Origin of the sequence: Yoonia sp. (assembly GCF_965660735.1) — a bacterium.
Classification (GTDB): domain Bacteria; phylum Pseudomonadota; class Alphaproteobacteria; order Rhodobacterales; family Rhodobacteraceae; genus Yoonia.
In genome coordinates this window covers 1-16,514 of the sequence record NZ_CBFIBD010000011.1, presented here as the reverse complement: position 1 = coordinate 16,514, position 16,514 = coordinate 1, and the positions used below count along the sequence as shown (strand labels likewise).

Annotated in this window: 16 protein-coding genes and 1 pseudogene; 8 read left to right on the top strand and 9 right to left on the bottom strand. The window is 59.4% G+C overall.

The genetic code is table 11. The annotated features are described in order from the left end of the window. Nucleotides 1-57: 57 nt before the first annotated feature. The 3 genes from ACTG4B_RS06360 (at nucleotide 58) to ACTG4B_RS06350 (ending at nucleotide 4,012) form a co-directional block, all read left to right on the top strand. Complete coding sequence (locus ACTG4B_RS06360) at nucleotides 58-1,212, top strand: FAD-binding domain-containing protein (protein WP_439154898.1); 1,155 nt, start codon at nucleotides 58-60, stop codon at nucleotides 1,210-1,212. A 97-nt stretch (nucleotides 1,213-1,309) separates the two neighbouring features. Continuing rightward, entirely contained in the window at nucleotides 1,310-1,774 is a 465-nt protein-coding gene (locus ACTG4B_RS06355; protein ID WP_439154853.1) for a (2Fe-2S)-binding protein, read from the top strand. Between the two features lie 3 nt (nucleotides 1,775-1,777). Beyond that, the gene (locus ACTG4B_RS06350; RefSeq protein WP_439154852.1) at nucleotides 1,778-4,012 is read left to right on the top strand and encodes a molybdopterin cofactor-binding domain-containing protein; all 2,235 of its coding nucleotides are present in this window, start codon (nucleotides 1,778-1,780) and stop codon (nucleotides 4,010-4,012) included. A 45-nt stretch (nucleotides 4,013-4,057) separates the two neighbouring features. Here ACTG4B_RS06350 and ACTG4B_RS06345 read toward each other — a convergent pair whose 3' ends face one another. From ACTG4B_RS06345 to ACTG4B_RS06315, 7 genes are all read right to left on the bottom strand, one after another. Next, entirely contained in the window at nucleotides 4,058-4,744 is a 687-nt protein-coding gene (locus ACTG4B_RS06345; protein ID WP_439154851.1) for a D-lyxose/D-mannose family sugar isomerase, read from the bottom strand. Between the two features lie 65 nt (nucleotides 4,745-4,809). Beyond that, complete coding sequence (locus tag ACTG4B_RS06340; protein WP_439154850.1) at nucleotides 4,810-5,343, bottom strand: flavodoxin domain-containing protein; 534 nt, start codon at nucleotides 5,341-5,343, stop codon at nucleotides 4,810-4,812. Between the two features lie 69 nt (nucleotides 5,344-5,412). Further along, nucleotides 5,413-6,180, bottom strand: a complete 768-nt coding sequence (locus tag ACTG4B_RS06335; protein WP_439154849.1) for a gamma-glutamyl-gamma-aminobutyrate hydrolase family protein — start codon at nucleotides 6,178-6,180, stop codon at nucleotides 5,413-5,415. A 190-nt stretch (nucleotides 6,181-6,370) separates the two neighbouring features. Beyond that, entirely contained in the window at nucleotides 6,371-6,799 is a 429-nt protein-coding gene (locus tag ACTG4B_RS06330) for a GlcG/HbpS family heme-binding protein (protein ID WP_439154848.1), read from the bottom strand. Between the two features lie 39 nt (nucleotides 6,800-6,838). After that, complete coding sequence (locus tag ACTG4B_RS06325) at nucleotides 6,839-8,986, bottom strand: malate synthase G (RefSeq protein WP_439154847.1); 2,148 nt, start codon at nucleotides 8,984-8,986, stop codon at nucleotides 6,839-6,841. A 115-nt stretch (nucleotides 8,987-9,101) separates the two neighbouring features. Continuing rightward, nucleotides 9,102-9,251, bottom strand: coding sequence for a DUF2256 domain-containing protein (locus ACTG4B_RS06320; protein ID WP_439154897.1), 150 nt, complete (start codon nucleotides 9,249-9,251; stop codon nucleotides 9,102-9,104). Between the two features lie 30 nt (nucleotides 9,252-9,281). After that, nucleotides 9,282-9,476, bottom strand: a complete 195-nt coding sequence (locus ACTG4B_RS06315; RefSeq protein ID WP_439154846.1) for a hypothetical protein — start codon at nucleotides 9,474-9,476, stop codon at nucleotides 9,282-9,284. 91 nt (nucleotides 9,477-9,567) lie between these two features. Here ACTG4B_RS06315 and pepN point away from each other — a divergent pair, with 91 nt between their 5' ends. The 4 genes from pepN (at nucleotide 9,568) to ACTG4B_RS06295 (ending at nucleotide 15,075) form a co-directional block, all read left to right on the top strand. Beyond that, nucleotides 9,568-12,117: an aminopeptidase N gene (gene pepN / locus ACTG4B_RS06310; protein WP_439154845.1), complete on the top strand. Its 2,550-nt coding sequence runs from the start codon at nucleotides 9,568-9,570 to the stop codon at nucleotides 12,115-12,117. 102 nt (nucleotides 12,118-12,219) lie between these two features. After that, nucleotides 12,220-13,089 (top strand): 1-acyl-sn-glycerol-3-phosphate acyltransferase, encoded by an 870-nt coding sequence (locus tag ACTG4B_RS06305; RefSeq protein WP_439154844.1) that lies wholly within the window; start codon nucleotides 12,220-12,222, stop codon nucleotides 13,087-13,089. A 78-nt stretch (nucleotides 13,090-13,167) separates the two neighbouring features. Next, nucleotides 13,168-14,679 (top strand): Asp-tRNA(Asn)/Glu-tRNA(Gln) amidotransferase subunit GatB, encoded by a 1,512-nt coding sequence (gene gatB, locus ACTG4B_RS06300; protein WP_439154843.1) that lies wholly within the window; start codon nucleotides 13,168-13,170, stop codon nucleotides 14,677-14,679. Nucleotides 14,680-14,745: 66 nt separating this feature from the next. Next, entirely contained in the window at nucleotides 14,746-15,075 is a 330-nt protein-coding gene (locus ACTG4B_RS06295; protein ID WP_439154842.1) for a DUF4177 domain-containing protein, read from the top strand. Here ACTG4B_RS06295 and ACTG4B_RS06290 read toward each other — a convergent pair whose 3' ends face one another. Continuing rightward, on the bottom strand, nucleotides 15,076-15,327 hold the full coding sequence (locus ACTG4B_RS06290; RefSeq protein WP_439154841.1) for a BolA family protein: 252 nt from the start codon (nucleotides 15,325-15,327) through the stop codon (nucleotides 15,076-15,078). Between the two features lie 78 nt (nucleotides 15,328-15,405). Here ACTG4B_RS06290 and ACTG4B_RS06285 point away from each other — a divergent pair, with 78 nt between their 5' ends. Further along, on the top strand, nucleotides 15,406-16,041 hold the full coding sequence (locus ACTG4B_RS06285) for a J domain-containing protein (RefSeq protein ID WP_439154840.1): 636 nt from the start codon (nucleotides 15,406-15,408) through the stop codon (nucleotides 16,039-16,041). Nucleotides 16,042-16,092: 51 nt separating this feature from the next. On the opposite strand, the pseudogene ACTG4B_RS06280 reads toward ACTG4B_RS06285, so the two are convergent. Then, nucleotides 16,093-16,514: pseudogene (locus ACTG4B_RS06280) on the bottom strand (hypothetical protein); the annotation flags it as partial.

Genomic DNA, 16,514 nt, shown 5'->3' with positions numbered 1-16,514 from the left:
CCGTGTCAAGAACCCGCAACGCTTGAAACGGCCCCGGCCCGGCTTAGCTTTCTGGGCATGCATGAACCCAGCTACACCGCCGCCTTGCAACTTTTGCAGAGTTTTATCCCGTATGCGGGGCGCACCTATGCCGGTGGGCGAAATTATGATGACCGCTCCAATGTGTCCGGCCTGTCGCCCTATATCCGGCACCGGATCATCACCGAATCGGATGTATTGCGCGCCACACTTGCCCGTCACAGCCCGCAGGCGGCGGAAAAATTCATCCAGGAGGTATTCTGGCGCACTTATTGGAAAGGCTGGCTTGAAATGCGGCCATCGGTGTGGACGGCCTACAAGACCGAACTGGGTGCCGCCCTGAACCGGGTGCAGACCGAAAGCGGATTGCGGCGGAACTGGGAGGCCGCCTGCAAGGGTGACACCGGCATTTCCTGTTTTGACCACTGGGCGCAGGAACTGGTGACAACGGGGTATCTGCACAATCATGCGCGGATGTGGTTCGCCTCGATCTGGATATTCACCTTGCGCCTGCCATGGACGCTGGGCGCGGATTTCTTTCTGCGGCACCTTCTTGATGGCGATCCGGCCTCCAATACGCTGTCCTGGCGCTGGGTGGGCGGGCTGCAAACCCGGGGCAAGACGTATCTGGCCCGGCCAGACAATATCGAAAAATATACAAATGGCCGGTTCAGACCCAACGACCTTGCGACAACGGCGATCCCGCTTGACGGCCCGCTGCCGCCGCCTGCCGGGCCGTTACCTGCATCAGCGCGGATTGATCCAACCAAACGCACCGGCCTTTTGCTGACCGAAGAAGACTTGTCGCCGGGTTGGCTGCTGGCACAGATCACACCGGTCGCCGCGGCCGTGGTTCATACAACCCCACAGCGCAGCCCACTTGCGGTTGCGCCACAGGTGCAGGGTTTCACGCGCGCTGCACTTGATGATTGCTCTGCGCGCTTTGTCGGGCGCCTGGGCCCTGTGGCCTATGTCGATGCCGCACACCTTGAAACATGGGCGCAAGAGCACGGTATCGAACAGATCGTGACGGCATATATGCCGGTCGGCCCCACCGCCGATGCCCTTGCCAATACCCGGACACACCGAATGATCCGCCCGTATGACAACGCCGCCTGGCCCCATGCCACCCATGGGTTTTTCCGTTTCAAAGACAAGATTCCCGCGCTGATCAATAGTCCGGAAATGACCTGAGCAACATCACCGCACCTTCTCTGGCGCCAATGCTTGTCACAGGGATCGTTTCCACCTAATCTGAACCAAACCGTTCATTTCACTACAGAGGCCCGACATGCCGACGACACTTTCGATCAACGGGACATCCCACAGCGTAGACCTGCCCGATGATGTACCTCTTCTGTGGGTGCTGCGCGACGCGGTTGGCCTGACTGGCACAAAATTCGGCTGCGGCGTTGCCGCCTGCGGGGCCTGTACCGTGCATATCGACGGTGAAGCAGTGCGATCCTGTCAGGTCGCCCTTGCCGATGTCTGGGGCGAGGTGACAACGATCGAAGGTCTTGGCACCCCCGACAACATGGCGACGATCCAGCAAACCTGGGTCGATCATCAGGTCGCCCAATGCGGTTACTGCCAATCCGGTCAGATCATGAACGCCGCCGCCCTTCTAGCCCAGACCCCGAACCCTACCGATCAGGACATCGATGACGCGATGCAGGGCAACCTGTGCCGCTGCGGCACCTACCCGCGCATCCGCGCCGCCATCAAAGACGCCGCCCAGCGCATTCAGGAGGCTTGAGCAATGGCCAGTATCGGAAAGATCGCCCGCCGCACGTTTCTTATTGGTTCAGCCGCGATTGCGGGCGGAGTTGCATTTGGTGTCTATCAGGTCCGCAAGGACGCCCCCAACCCGCTGACCCCCGGTGCGGGAGAGGCCACACTGAACCCCTACATCCTGATCAACACCGATGGCATCACCATCATCGCGCCCCGCGCGGAAATGGGCCAGGGGGTCCACACAACGCTTGCCGCGCTCGTTGCCGAAGAAATGGACGTGGCCTGGGACGATATCACCGTTCTGCATGGCCCGCCTGCGCAGGCCTATTACAATCAGGCGATACTGGGGATGGCCCTGCCCTTTCATCACTATGCCGACAGTGATTTTCAGCACAACCTGCGGCAAGGCATCGGCATGGTCGGCAAGCTGCTCAACTTGCAGATCACCGGCGGTTCGACCTCGACCAAGGACGCTTATGAGCGGATGCGCCATGCAGGCGCATCCGCCCGTGAAGCGCTGAAACTGGCGGCCGCTGCGCAATTGGGCGTGGCTGCCGACAGTCTACGCACCGAAAACAGCGCCGTAATCGCACCGGACGGCACAACGCTCGCATACACCGCACTGGCTGAAGCCGTGCGCGACATCACACCGCCCGACGCGGCGTTGCGTCCGAAATCGGAATGGAAATACCTTGGCAAATCCATGCCACGCACCGATGTGGTGGCCAAATCCACCGGCACGGCGCATTACGCTGCCGACACCAAACTGGACGGCCTGAAATTCGCCACTGTGCGGATCAATCCGCGCCGCAGTGGCATGGTGTCATTCGACGACAGCGCCGCGCGCGACATGCCGGGTGTCGCGGCGATCATTGATCTGGGCGATGGGATTGGTGTCGTGGCAAGCAACACATGGCTCGCCATGCAGGCCGCGCAGGCGGTCGATATCACCTGGCAAGAGTCAAGCTATCCCGCCGACACCGCCGGGTTGATGGACGCGATCAAAGCCTCGCTCGATGACGACCCGAACAGCACAACCCGCGACGATGGTGACGTCACCGCCACCGTGGACGGAACAGAGATCACCGCCGAATACGTCGTGCCCTTTCTGGCCCACGCCACGATGGAACCCATGAATGCGACCGCAGTTTTCACCGGTGACGCGCTGGAGCTTTGGTCCGGAAATCAGGCACCTGTCATCACCCGGGACAAATGCGCCGAAGCTGTCGGGCTCGCGCCTGAACATGTAACTGTGCATACCACGCTGCTGGGCGGTGGGTTCGGTCGAAGGGCAGAGGTGGATTTTTCTGTACAGGCTGCGCGCATCGCCGCAGCCATGCCCGGCACACCGATCCGCATGACATGGAGCCGGGAAGAAGACATGCGCCATGATTTCTACCGGCCTGCCGCAATGGCGCAGTTCCGCGGCGTCTTAAGGGACGGCGCCGCACAATTGGTGGACGGCAAGATCGCGGCCCCGTCGGTTATTCACCAGTCGTCCCTGCGCGCCGTCGGCACGATCCCGCCGGGGCCTGACCGGGCACACGTCGAAGGGGCAGCGGATCAACCCTATGCAATTCCCAATTTCCGGATCACGGGCCATCTGACCGGGATCGATGTGCCGATAGGATCTTGGCGGTCTGTCGGCAATTCGCACAACGGTTTCTTTTTCGACACCTTTATCGATGAAATGGCCCATGCCGCCGGCGCGGACCCACTGCAATTCCGGCTGGATTTGGCGCAGCGCGAACACGCCCCATCGGCCGGCGTGATCGCCGCAGTCGGTGAGATGTGCAACTGGACCGGCCAGACGCCCGCCAACATCGGGCGTGGGATCGGCTTTACCTATTCATTCGGAACGCCCGTCGCCGAAGTGGTCGAGGTCGAAGATACCGGTAATGGCATCAGAATCAACAAATGCTGGATCGCCTGCGATGTCGGCACGGCACTTGACCCGTCGATCATTGAAGCGCAGATGACGTCGGGCGCGGTCTATGGCTTCTCGGCCGCGATGCAGGGTGAACTGACGTTCACTGATGGTGCCGTGGAGCAGGGCAATTTCTATGACTATGACGCAATGCGGATGCACAATGTGCCCGAATTCGAAGTGCGCATCCTTGAAACAAACCCATATCTGGGCGGCGTTGGTGAACCGGGTACGCCACCATCGATGCCCGCGCTGGGCAATGCGCTGTTTGACCTGACAGGGACACGCGTGCGCGAATTGCCCTTGAACAAGACCTTCGATCTGATCCTCTGACAGCAGCAAGGGGGCGGAGAATTTTCGCGAAAATTCTTCCCCCCCCTAGGCCAGCCAGGTCTTGTAGTCGCTCACCAAAAGATGTGTCGGCGCTGCGTCCTCCTCTACCTGCGAAAATCGCCCGATTGGATCGCGAAAAATATTGTCGGTCTCGTCGTCGTTGACGGTGGATACCTCCCCGATCAGCACGTCGCCACCTTCGCCCCAGAACGCGTGCCAGTCGCCGGGCATCAATGTCACGCTTTCGCCCGGTGCGAACCGCAGCTTTTCGCCCGCTGCAAAGTCCCGGCGCAGCCCGTCGCACATGACCGTGCCACCGGCTTTTTCATCAAAGTTCCCGTCAGGATCAGAACCGTAAAGTTCGATCACCATCGTTGCCCCGCCACGGTTGATGATGTCTTCGGCCTTGATCACGTGTGTGTGCATCGGTGAAATCTGATCCTGCTTTGAGATCAACAGCTTCTCGGCATAGCACATACCCCCGCCGCGTTGCAGGTCGGCCAGGCGACCATTGCGCAACGTGAACAGAAATAGCCCCATTTCATCATAGCGGCCCGCGCCATAGTCGGTGATATCCCATCCGCAGCGGGCATCGATCAGCGCCTGCGTCTGTGCAGCGCGCGCCCTGAATTCCGCAGGTGTCCAGTGGGCAAAGGGTGGCAGGACAAACCCGAATGACCGGATCATCTGATCCGCCTCTGCCATGATTTCATTGATGCGGGATCGTTTCACCACTAGCTCCGTAATCGTTTACGAAACTGTGGTGCAAAGTAACGCAATGCACAACCCCAAGCGTTTTATCCGCCCCCGGCGATCCATTCATCCAAAGTGTTCCGCAGCGCCTCCCAGTCGGTGTATTCCTTGTCCTCATGCGGATCGACATCTTCATCTTTTTGCGCCGCGATCCAGCGCATCGCCCATGACTTGAAGAAATCATATTCAGAAAACCGGAATGCCCCCGCCACATGCATCACCGTTTTCGGGGACCAGCCCGTCTTGGCCGCAAAGCGGTCAACGACATCGCGCAAGCCCTTCCAGTCATCCTCATCCGTGCCCGCCGCAGCAAGCGAAACAGACAGAAAGGCTGATTTCATCTGATTCAGCTCGCCGGTCCTAGCTGACGCCAGTCTGACCATCGGTTTCTGGTATTTTCCCCCGTGGACAGAGGCCGCGAGCAGCATTGCATCAAAGCGGGACAGGTCGGTGCCATGTGCATCGGCCGCAGGCAGCAGTTCGACGGTGTGCCCTTCCGCGTTCAGGTAGTCCGCGCAGAACTGCACGATCTTGCGGGTTTGCCCCTCGGTCGAGGTATAGGCGATCAGGATTTTCATATCAGGCCCCATTGTTGTGGGCCAGCCATACCAGCGCCGCCGCTGCGGTCTATTGATCTACGTCAGCGGTTAACCCGCCTTGCGCAGTGCGCCCGCAGACCATGCGCGGCAGGCGTCGCCGAATGCTTCGAAAAGTGGGCGCGAGACCGGGTCGGCACAGGCGTTCCATTCGGGGTGCCATTGCACAGACAATGTAAAACCAGGTGCGTCTGCAATATAAATCGCCTCTGGCGTGCCGTCGGGGGCGTGCCCGTCGATGACAATGCGCGGGCCTGCGGACTTGATCCCCTGACCATGCAACGTATTGGTCATCACCGCAGGACGCCCCAGCAGCCGGTGAAACGGACCCCCGTCAGAAAACCGCACCTCGTGGCGCAATTCGAACTTTTCCTCAAGCGTGCCATCGGGGGGCATGCGGTGGTTGTCACGGCCCGGAAGGTCGCGGATTTCCGGGTGCAGCGTGCCACCCATGGCGACATTCACCTCTTGAAAGCCACGGCATATCCCCATGATGGGCTGGCCCCGTGCCACGCAGGCGCGGATCAGCGGCAGCGAAATGCGGTCGCGGTCGCGGTCGAAATCACCATGCGCGTCGGTGGGTTCTTCGCCATATTCCTCGGGATGGACGTTGGGCCGTGCGCCGGTGAACAGGAAACCGTCACAGGTGGCCATCAGTTCCTCGACCGAGACAACACGCGGATCGGTTGCGACGATCATGGGAATACCGCCAGACACCTCTGACACGGCCTGCGCGTTCATCTGCCCTGCACCCAGCACGACATACTGGTTATTGATCAAATGGCTACTGCCGATAATTCCGATCACGGGCCGGGGCATGCATAATCCTTTCGCGTTCGCACGTGCATAGCGCCAATCGCCCCGGAACGGAAGGTGGCGTCGATGCACAAGCGCCCTGTCACCCACGCACATGCCGTGCGGGGCGACACTAACGCCTATGATTTAGGCAATCGGAAGATGTCTGCAATACCCGCAGCGCGTTGAGTGCAACAAGCACCAGCCGGGTATATCAGGATTCGCCAACCAACCCGGCGGCCTCGATCCCGGCCATGGCGGCGATCACGTCATTGTCGGATGTGTCACCGGTCACGCCGACCGCGCCAATCACAGCGCCACGCTTGTCGCGCACCAGAACACCGCCCGGCACCGGCACGACCTGCCCGCCATAGACACCGTTCATTGCGGCCATGAAATAGGCTTGCTGTTCTGCGCGGGCCATCTGCGCGGTGCCCGCGATACCCAGCATCACAGACCCATAGGCCTTGCCATGTGCGATCCCGAACCGGCCCGGCGCCGCACCATCGGCGCGTTCGAAGGCCTTGACGTGACCGCCTGCGTCCAGCACCACGACCGACAATGGTTTCAGGTCCAGTTCCGCGCCTTTGGCGAATGCCTTGCGGATGATCGTCCGCGCCTTGCTTGCTGATATCTCTGCCATGTTCCAGTTTCCCATGGGGTGGGCTTAATCCACCCGCCGTTAATGATTGCGCTGTGCTTTCAGTTCCAGACGACGCTGGTGCAGAATTGGCTCTGTATAGCCAGACGGCTGGATGCGGCCCTTGAACACCAGATCACAGGCTGCCTGAAAGGCGATCCCGTCAAAGTCGGGCGCCATGGGGCGGTAGGCCGGATCATCGGCGTTCTGCGCATCCACCACAATGGCCATCTTCTGCATCGTATCCATCACCTGCACTTCGGACACCACACCGTGATGCAGCCAGTTGGCCAGCGCCTGGCTTGAAATCCGGCACGTCGCGCGGTCTTCCATCAGACCGACGTTGTTGATGTCGGGCACCTTGGAACAACCAACGCCCTGGTCGATCCAGCGCACCACATAGCCAAGGATACCCTGGGCGTTGTTTTCGACCTCTTTGATCTTTTGCGCATCGGTCCAGCGCTGGTATTGCGCCAGCGGAATATCAAGGATCGACGACACATAGGCACGCCGCCCGCCCGCCCGCAAACGGGCCTGTACGGCCATCACATCGACTTTGTGATAATGCAGTGCGTGCAGCGTGGCCGCCGTGGGGCTGGGCACCCATGCACAATTCGCACCGGCCTTGGGGTGTTCGATCTTTTGTTCCAGCATGGCCGCCATCAGGTCGGGCATGGCCCACATGCCCTTGCCGATCTGGGCCTTGCCGGAAAATCCACACTCCAGCCCGATATCGACGTTCTGATCCTCGTAGGCGCCGATCCACTGCTTGCGCTTGATGAAATCCTTGCGGCTGAACGGCCCGGCCTCCATCGAGGTGTGTATTTCATCGCCGGTGCGATCCAGAAAACCGGTATTGATAAAGGCCACGCGCGATTTTGCAGCGCGAATACATTCCTTGAGGTTCACGGTCGTGCGGCGTTCCTCGTCCATGATACCGATCTTGACGGTGTGGCGCGGCAGGCCAAGGATGTCTTCGACCTTTGCAAAGATGTCGCTGGTAAAGGCAACCTCTTCGGGGCCGTGCATCTTGGGTTTGACCACATAGACAGACCCGTGGGCGGAATTGCCCCCCTCGCGCATCAGGTCGTGCATCGCGATCAGCGTGGTCACGATGGCATCCATCAACCCCTCGTAGACCTCGTCGCCCTGCGCGTCCAGGATGGCGGGGTTCGTCATCAGGTGGCCCACGTTGCGCACCCACAAAAGCGCGCGCCCTTTCAGCACCAGCGGGCTGCCGTCGGGGGCCGTATAGGTCAGATCGTCGGCCAGACGGCGGGTGATCGTCTTGCCACCCTTTTGCAGGTCCGCCGTCAGATGCCCCTGCATCAGGCCCAGCCAGTTGGTATAGGCCAGCACCTTGTCCTCGGCATCGACGCAGGCGACGCTGTCTTCGCAATCCATGATCGCGGTCACGGCGCTTTCCATGCGCACATCAGCCAGCAGCGCCTGATCTCGGCTGCCGATGGGATGGGCGCGATCAAACACCAGTTCAACATGCAACCCGTTATTCACCAAGAGCACCGTATCAGGGGCCTTGGGGTTGCCACGATAGCCCACGAATTTTTCAGGCTCGCGCAGTGGCAGATCGTCGATCAGCAAAGCGCCGTCATGGACATAATAGCGGCGCACATCGGCGTGGCTGGCGCCTTCGATCGGAAAGGCCTGATCCAGAAACACACGGCTCCTGGCAACGACACGCGCGCCATGACCACGGTTGTAGGGGCCTTTTGGCGGCGCCTCGCCCATGGCGTCGGTGCCATAGAACGCATCATACAGGCTGCCCCAGCGGGCATTTGCGGCATTCAGCGCAAAGCGGGCGTTCGTGATCGGCACGACAAGCTGCGGGCCGGGGATAGTGGCAATTTCGGGGTCCACATTGGTAGTTTCAATCTCGAAATCGTCGCCCTCTTCCACCAGATACCCGATCTCGCGCAGGAATGCTTCGTAAGCGGTTCGGTCATGCGGGGCGTCGCGGTGCGCGATGTGCCACGCATCAATCCGCGATTGCAGATCTTCACGTTTTTGCAGCAGAGCGCGGTTGCGCGGGGTCATTTCGCCAACGAAACCGGCAAATCCAGCCCAAAAGGCATCGCTGTCAAGCCCTGTGCCGGGCAGCGCGTGATCGTCGATGAATGTCGCGAGTTCCGCGGCTACCTGAAGCCCGTGTTTTTCAATCCGGTCGCTCATGATAATCCCCCTGGCTGATTGCATACAGTTGCACACACAATACTGTCGCGTGGATTAGAATAAAAGTTTCCGATAGGCAACATCTGCGGTCATATTTTCTGACCAATTCGAAAGATCACGCCTTTGGCCGCGTCCGCTTGCATCTTTCGGAACAATACCGCACCTCGTGCCAGACACGCGCCCATTTCTTGCGCCACGCGAACGGTCGCCCGCATGTCATACATGTCTTTTGCGGCAGGTCCGCCTTATTGCGACTTTGCGGCATCAGCGCGCCGACACTGCGATGCGATGCCACCTATTCTGCAACGACATCGCCGGTGCGCCCGTCGATCTGCGTCGTCGCACCGTCAGGTGTAGCGCCGCGTTCAACGACAACCGTCAGAAAACCGAGCAGCAAGGCAAGTGCAACAACAACAGCGGCCGCGATTGCAAAAAGTGACGGACGGTGGCGTTTTACCTGTTTTTCAGGTTCGCTGTCTGGTGCAGACATATCTTCTCTCCTTTCAGTATCGGACGGTTGTGGAAGTCACCCCGCCCTTCTATCTTCTCCTCTTGACGTGGTGACGCACAAAGGAAAGTCAATGAAAGACGCTGCCCCCCAAACGATATATCTGCGCGATTACGCACCGTTTGATTATGTGGTGGACAGCGTTCAACTGACATTCAAACTGACCCCGACAGCCACGCGGGTTACATCGCGCATCGCCTTTCGGCCCAACCCCGCAACCACGACGCGCGACTTCTTTTTGCATGGCGAACAATTGCGTCTGATCGGCGCCAGGATCGACGGCAAATCCATCGACCCCGAAATTACATCAACGGGCCTGCGGTGCGACGTGCCTGACGCGCCCTTCGTGTTCGAGGCAGAGGTCGAAATCAGCCCGGACACCAACACAGCCCTCGAAGGGCTTTACATGTCGGGCGGCATGTATTGCACACAATGCGAGGCCGAGGGGTTTCGCAAGATCACATTCTACCCTGACCGTCCCGACGTCATGGGCGTGTTCACCGTGCGCATCGAAAGCGACCTGCCGGTGTTACTGTCAAACGGGAATCCCGTCACGTCGGGTGACGGTTGGGCGGAATGGCACGACCCGTGGCCGAAACCTGCCTATCTGTTCGCGCTGGTGGCGGGTGATCTGGTCAACCAACCTGATACATTCACCACGATGTCAGGCAGGGATGTTGACCTGAACATCTGGGTGCGTCCGGGCGACGAGGGCAAATGCGCTTTTGGCATGAAGGCGCTGAAGAAGTCGATGAAATGGGATGAGGATGTCTACGGGCGCGAATACGATCTGGACGTGTTCAACATCGTTGCTGTCGATGATTTCAACATGGGGGCGATGGAAAACAAGGGGTTGAATATCTTCAATTCTTCCGCCGTGCTGGCCAGCCCGGAAACATCCACCGACGCCAATTTCGAACGGATCGAGGCGATCATCGCGCATGAATATTTTCATAACTGGACCGGCAACCGCATCACCTGCCGCGACTGGTTCCAGCTGTGCCTCAAGGAAGGGCTGACCGTGTTCCGCGACCAGCAGTTCACCGGCGACATGCGCGGCCAGGCTGTGAAACGGATCAACGATGCAGTGGTCCTGCGCGCCCATCAATTCCGCGAGGACAACGGCCCGCTGGCCCACCCGGTACGGCCAACCAGCTTTGTCGAGATCAACAATTTCTACACCGTCACCATCTATGAAAAAGGGGCGGAAATCATCGGGATGTTGCGCCGTCTGGTGGGACCGGACGCATATGAAAAGGCATTGGATCTGTATTTTACCCGCCACGACGGCGACGCCGCCACGATCGAGGATTGGTTAAAGGTGTTCGAGGACGCCACCGGGCGCGACCTGACGCAATTCGCAAAATGGTACAGCCAGGCCGGCACACCGCGCGTGGCAGTCAGCGAAGAATACACCGATGGCACCTATACGCTGACCCTGCGCCAGCACACGCCCCCCACACCAGGGCAGGATCACAAGGACGCGCTGGTGATCCCCGTCGCCGTTGGCTTGCTGAACGAAAACGGGGATGAGGTTGTGCCGACGCAACTGCTTGAACTGACACAAGCGGAACAGAGCTTTACCTTTGGCGGGCTGGCAAGCCGGCCGATTCCGTCGATCCTGAGGGACCTTTCAGCGCCAGTAATTCTGGAGCATGAGCAGACCAGCGCCCGCCGCGCATTTCTGCTGGCCCATGACACCGACCCGTTCAACAAATGGGATGCGGGGCGAACGCTGGCGCAGGATGTGCTGGTGGCAATGGTGCGCGACGGGGCGACACCTGATGCGGCCTATCTTGACGGGTTGGCGGCCGTGTTGCGCGACGACGGCCTTGATCCGGCGTTCCGCGCCCTTGTGCTGGCCCTTCCGAGCGAGGACGATACCGCGCAGGCGCTGGTCGACGCGGGCGACACGCCTGACCCCAGCGCGATTTATGACGCGCATGAAACCCTGAAACTGCACATCGCGCAGCATCTGCAAGACCTGCTGCCACGCGTTTATGCCGATATGACCGTCACTGCACCCTACCATCCTGATGCCGATCAGGCAGGCAAGCGGACATTGGGAAACGGGGTGCTGGCGCTGCTGGCGCGTATCGACGGGGGGCGTCAGGCCGCCGCGCAATATACAGCGGCCGACAACATGACCCAACAGCTGGCTGCATTGGCGACATTGCTGAAGGCGGGCAAGGGTGCTGCCGAACTGGCCAAATTTGAACGGGAATGGCAAGACGACCGCCTTGTCATGGACAAATGGTTCGGGCTTCAGGTCAGTTGCGCCGCACCGGACGCCGCCGTGCAAACCGCGCAAAAGCTGACAGACCACCCTGCCTTTACCATGAAGAACCCCAACCGGTTCCGCGCTGTCTTTGGGGCGCTGGCGGGCAATGCTGCAGGCTTTCATCACCCGTCTGGAGCGGGCTATGCCCTGCTGGCGGATTGGCTGATCAAACTGGATGCGCTGAACCCGCAGACAACGGCACGCATGACAGCGGCGTTTTCAACATGGCGGCGCTATGATGCGGAACGTCAGGCGATGATGCGCGCCGCGCTGCAACGGATCGCAGACACCCCCGACCTGTCACGCGACACTACGGAAATGGTCAGCCGCATTCTTGATTGATCCTCGCGCAAGCGTTGCAAAACACACGAACGGCATTGCGAATTGTCAGTTCTTGATCACGATGTTGTGGGATTGTTACGTAAAATCGGGTAATACTGCCGCATGAAACATCGCATCGACCCCCTGATCGCCGAGCGCGCGCCATGGCTTTATCGTGATCGTCCTGGCACCAAAGTGGTGCGCGGCGGGCTGAACAGGATGCTTGGTTACGACAAGACCGTGCAAATCGCCCAGCATTTGAAGGACGCACCTTCGGCGGACATCATGCGCTATATGGGGCAACGGCTGGCGCAGACCGTGACCGTTAGCGGAATGGGCCATATTCCGGGACATGGATCGGCATTGATCGTGGCGAATCATCCCACAGGCATTGCAGATGGAATTATCCTGCATCACCTGATCGCGCGGGCGCGGCCCGATGCCTATTTCTTTGCCAACCGTGATATCCTGCGGGTATTTCCGCAAATGGAAACAATGATCGCCCCTGTCGAATGGCGCAAGGAATTGCGCAGCCATGCCAAGACCCGCGAAACCATGGCCTATGTCCGCGATGCGACCGATGCAGGACGGCTTGGCGTGATTTTCCCCTCTGGGCGGCTGGCTAAACGGCGGGGCTTGCAGCTATTTGAACGGCCATGGATGGCCTCTGCGGCGATGCTCGCGCGAAAGTTCGGCTTGCCGGTGATCCCGGTAAACATTCAGGCCCGCAATTCCGCCCTGTTCTATCTGTTCGATGCGCTGCATCCAACACTGCGCGACATCACCTTGTTCCATGAAACACTGAACAAGGCCCGTCAGCCCTACAAGGTTACGGTGGGCGAGCCGATTTCGGCGGCAGCACTTCCGAAAAGTGCCGAAGACGGGATCGCCATGTTGCGCAAGGCCACGTTGGCGTTGGGGGGCAAACATGCGCCTGCGGTCAATCTGGTTGCGGCGTCCCGGTCCTGGCTGAAACAGCCGCAGGCAGACTAAGACGCGGGCGCATGGCGCTTGAAGCCGCGCACCGGTTCTTTTAGAGAACGGGAAACGCCATTTTTCAAGGATGCGCAAATGCTTGACCTGACCTACGACGCCCCTGCCCCCAAAGTGATCTCTGGTGCGAAACACGACTGGGAACTTGTCATCGGGCTTGAGGTGCACGCGCAGGTCGCCAGCAAGGCGAAACTCTTCTCTGGGGCCTCCACGCAGTTTGGCGCGGAACCGAACAGCAACGTGGCCTTTGTGGACGCAGGCATGCCCGGCATGCTGCCCGTCATCAACGAAGGCTGTGTTGCGCTGGCGGTGAAAACCGGGCTGGGGCTGAATGCGCAGATCAATCTGGTGTCAGCCTTTGACCGCAAGAATTATTTCTATCCTGACCTGCCACAGGGCTATCAGATTTCGCAGCTTTACCATCCCATCGTGGGCGAAGGCGAAGTGCTGGTTGAAATGGGTGACGGCACGGCGCGGCTGGTGCGCATCGAACGCATTCACCTGGAACAGGACGCAGGCAAATCCATTCACGACATGGACCCCACCATGTCGTTTGTCGACCTGAACCGCACCGGCGTCGCCCTGATGGAAATCGTGAGCCGCCCCGATATTCGCGGACCAGAGGAAGCCGCCGCCTATGTGCTGAAACTGCGCCAGATCCTGCGTTATCTGGGCACCTGCGACGGCAACATGCAAAACGGCAACCTGCGCGCGGATGTGAACGTGTCGGTCTGCCGTCCGGGCGATTACGAACGCTATCAGGACAGCCAGGATTTCAGCCATCTCGGCACCCGCTGCGAAATCAAGAACATGAACTCTACCCGGTTCATCCAGATGGCAATCGAGGTCGAGGCCCGCCGCCAGATCGCCCTGATCGAGGATGGCAAATCGGTCGTGCAGGAAACCCGCCTTTACGATCCTGACAAAAACGAAACCCGATCCATGCGGTCCAAGGAAGAGGCGCATGATTACCGCTACTTCCCCGATCCCGACCTGCTGCCGCTGGAAATCGAACAGGATTGGGTGGACGATATCAAGGCCAGCTTGCCCGAATTGCCCGACCAGAAAAAGGCACGCTTTATCAGCGATTTCGGCCTGTCCGATTATGATGCTTCCGTGCTGACAGCCGAGGTCGTGAACGCGGCCTATTTTGAACAGGTCGCCGCAGGGCGGGATGGCAAACTGGCTGCGAACTGGGTCATCAACGAACTGTTCGGACGCCTGAAAAAAGAGGGCCACAGCATCGAAACCAGCCCTGTATCAGCCGCCCAACTGGGTGCGTTGATCGGACTGATCAAGGACGGTGTGATTTCCGGCAAGATCGCCAAGGACGTGTTCGAAATCTGCTACACAACGGGCCGCGACCCGCAAGAGATCGTGGACACCGAAGGCATGAAACAGGTCACTGACACCGGCGCGATCGAGGCGGCAGTGGACGAGATCATCGCCGCCAACCCTGCACAGGTCGAAAAGGCCAAGGCGAACCCCAAACTGGTCGGCTGGTTCGTGGGTCAGGTGATGAAGTCCACAGGCGGCAAGGCCAATCCGGCGGCAGTCAATCAGATCGTGTCGGCCAGGCTGGGGCTTTGAGCGGCGGCATACTTGGAATTCGCGCCATGATCGCTATATTGTGCAGGCAGTCGAGGGGGTGACGTGATGTCCTATGAATACAAGGTCGTGCCGGCCCCCACGCGGGGCATGAAAGTCAAAGGTGCCAAATCTATCGAGGCACGCTTTGCCAATGCGCTTGAAGTAACGATGAACGACCTTGCAGCAGATGGATGGGAATATCTGCGCACCGATACCCTGCCTTGCGAGCAACGCGAAGGGTTGATGAGCAAGACAACGGTGTTTCAGAACATGCTGGTGTTTCGCCGCGAAAAGCGCGCCGCCTCGTCCCCGGTTATCAACACCCCAAAGGCAAAACCGGCCCCGCCCGTCGTCGCGGCAGCAAAACCAGCGTCATCGGATCTTGCAGCCGAATAGTTACTGAATATCTATGGCAAGGGCATGAATACGCCCGATCAGATCTGCGCCAAGGGCTGCATGAATGGTCCGATGCCGTGCAATTCGTGTTTTATCCGCCAAGGCAGGTGCCGCGATCACGATCCGCCAATGGCTTTCACCTGATCCGTCGTCGCCCGCATGGCCACGATGTTTTGCACTTTCGTTGATCACCTCAAGGTGAGTCGGCGATAATTTTTCCAATGCGGTGCGAATTTCTGTCTCGATTGCCATTATTTTATCCCTGCCCTCTTCAATCCTGTGCTGGGGGGTTTAAGGTCTGTTGTCCGAGTCGGAAAGGTGAGATGCACCATGAGAAAGAATGATCCCTTTGGTTTTGACATGTCTGTGTCGAGTTCGAAGAAAAAGAACCCGCGCGGTCGGCGCGGTATGTCCGGCGCGTCCGAAACCTCGACCCGTGTTTGCGATCACGAAGGGTGCGAGGAACGGGGCAAATATCGTGCGCCCAAATCGCCTGACGTGCTGGATGATTATTTCTGGTTTTGTCAGGAACACGTGCGGGAATATAACCTGAAGTGGAATTTCTTCGACAGCACGACCGAGGCCGAACTGGCCGCGCAAATGGACAAGGACCGCGTCTGGGACCGGCCTACAAAACCGTTCAAGCGCAGCGTGGAAGAACGTGCTTGGGCACGGCTGGGTGTTGATGACCCGCACCAGGTGCTGGGCCAGAACGCGACCCGTAACCCCGGCCGCGGTGCCGCCGTGGGGCGCAAACTGCCCGCCACGGAACGCCGTGCCATCGAAATACTGGATGCCAAGGATAACTGGTCGAAACCGGAGATTCGCAAAGCCTATAAATCGCTGATCAAGGTGCTGCATCCCGACATGAACGGCGGCGACCGCAGCCAGGAAGAACAGTTGGCAGAGGTCGTATGGGCCTGGGATCAGATCAAGGTCAGCCGCAATTTCCGCGACAAGACATAAAAGAACGGGCGCAGCAAATGCGCCCGTCAACCCTGTCTTGTGCTATCGGGATCAGTTGTCGATTTTGCGACGATAGAGATTCAGCTGCGACAATTGGCTCAGCTGTGAAATCGCCCGGTCATCGCGCGATATCAGGTCCTGGCGTCGGACAACCAGCAAAAGATGCGCGATAACTCCCACCCCGCACCATGTCAGCAGCACAAGTGGTTGCCCCAGGAAAACAGCAAGCAGCAACAATGGCCCCATGACCGATCCGGCAAGGGGCGCAATCAACGTGCCCGCTACAAAAGACGCCAGAAATGCAATCATCAAGCTGCCAGCAACGGCACGTAACATCCCGAAAAATCCTGCCTTGCCCATCCAGTCGCGCAACATGAACAATGCACCGCCACCTGCCAGCCCACCTGCGATGACGGCCCAATTATCCACGAACGTCGGCTCTGGTGGCAACGCACTGTTCCCGCTCAAAGAAG

Bases quoted from the DNA above. Each gene is read 5' to 3' on its own strand.
- ACTG4B_RS06360 (WP_439154898.1), top strand. From the start codon at position 58: ATGCATGAACCCAGCTACACCGCCGCCTTGCAACTTTTGCAGAGTTTT.
- ACTG4B_RS06355 (WP_439154853.1), top strand. From the start codon at position 1,310: ATGCCGACGACACTTTCGATCAACGGGACATCCCACAGCGTAGACCTG.
- ACTG4B_RS06350 (WP_439154852.1), top strand. From the start codon at position 1,778: ATGGCCAGTATCGGAAAGATCGCCCGCCGCACGTTTCTTATTGGTTCA.
- ACTG4B_RS06340 (WP_439154850.1), bottom strand. From the start codon at position 5,343: ATGAAAATCCTGATCGCCTATACCTCGACCGAGGGGCAAACCCGCAAG.
- ACTG4B_RS06335 (WP_439154849.1), bottom strand. From the start codon at position 6,180: ATGCCCCGGCCCGTGATCGGAATTATCGGCAGTAGCCATTTGATCAAT.
- ACTG4B_RS06330 (WP_439154848.1), bottom strand. From the start codon at position 6,799: ATGGCAGAGATATCAGCAAGCAAGGCGCGGACGATCATCCGCAAGGCA.
- ACTG4B_RS06325 (WP_439154847.1), bottom strand. From the start codon at position 8,986: ATGAGCGACCGGATTGAAAAACACGGGCTTCAGGTAGCCGCGGAACTC.
- ACTG4B_RS06320 (WP_439154897.1), bottom strand. From the start codon at position 9,251: ATGCCGCAAAGTCGCAATAAGGCGGACCTGCCGCAAAAGACATGTATG.
- ACTG4B_RS06315 (WP_439154846.1), bottom strand. From the start codon at position 9,476: ATGTCTGCACCAGACAGCGAACCTGAAAAACAGGTAAAACGCCACCGT.
- pepN (WP_439154845.1), top strand. From the start codon at position 9,568: ATGAAAGACGCTGCCCCCCAAACGATATATCTGCGCGATTACGCACCG.
- ACTG4B_RS06305 (WP_439154844.1), top strand. From the start codon at position 12,220: ATGAAACATCGCATCGACCCCCTGATCGCCGAGCGCGCGCCATGGCTT.
- gatB (WP_439154843.1), top strand. From the start codon at position 13,168: ATGCTTGACCTGACCTACGACGCCCCTGCCCCCAAAGTGATCTCTGGT.
- ACTG4B_RS06295 (WP_439154842.1), top strand. From the start codon at position 14,746: ATGTCCTATGAATACAAGGTCGTGCCGGCCCCCACGCGGGGCATGAAA.
- ACTG4B_RS06290 (WP_439154841.1), bottom strand. From the start codon at position 15,327: ATGGCAATCGAGACAGAAATTCGCACCGCATTGGAAAAATTATCGCCG.
- ACTG4B_RS06285 (WP_439154840.1), top strand. From the start codon at position 15,406: ATGAGAAAGAATGATCCCTTTGGTTTTGACATGTCTGTGTCGAGTTCG.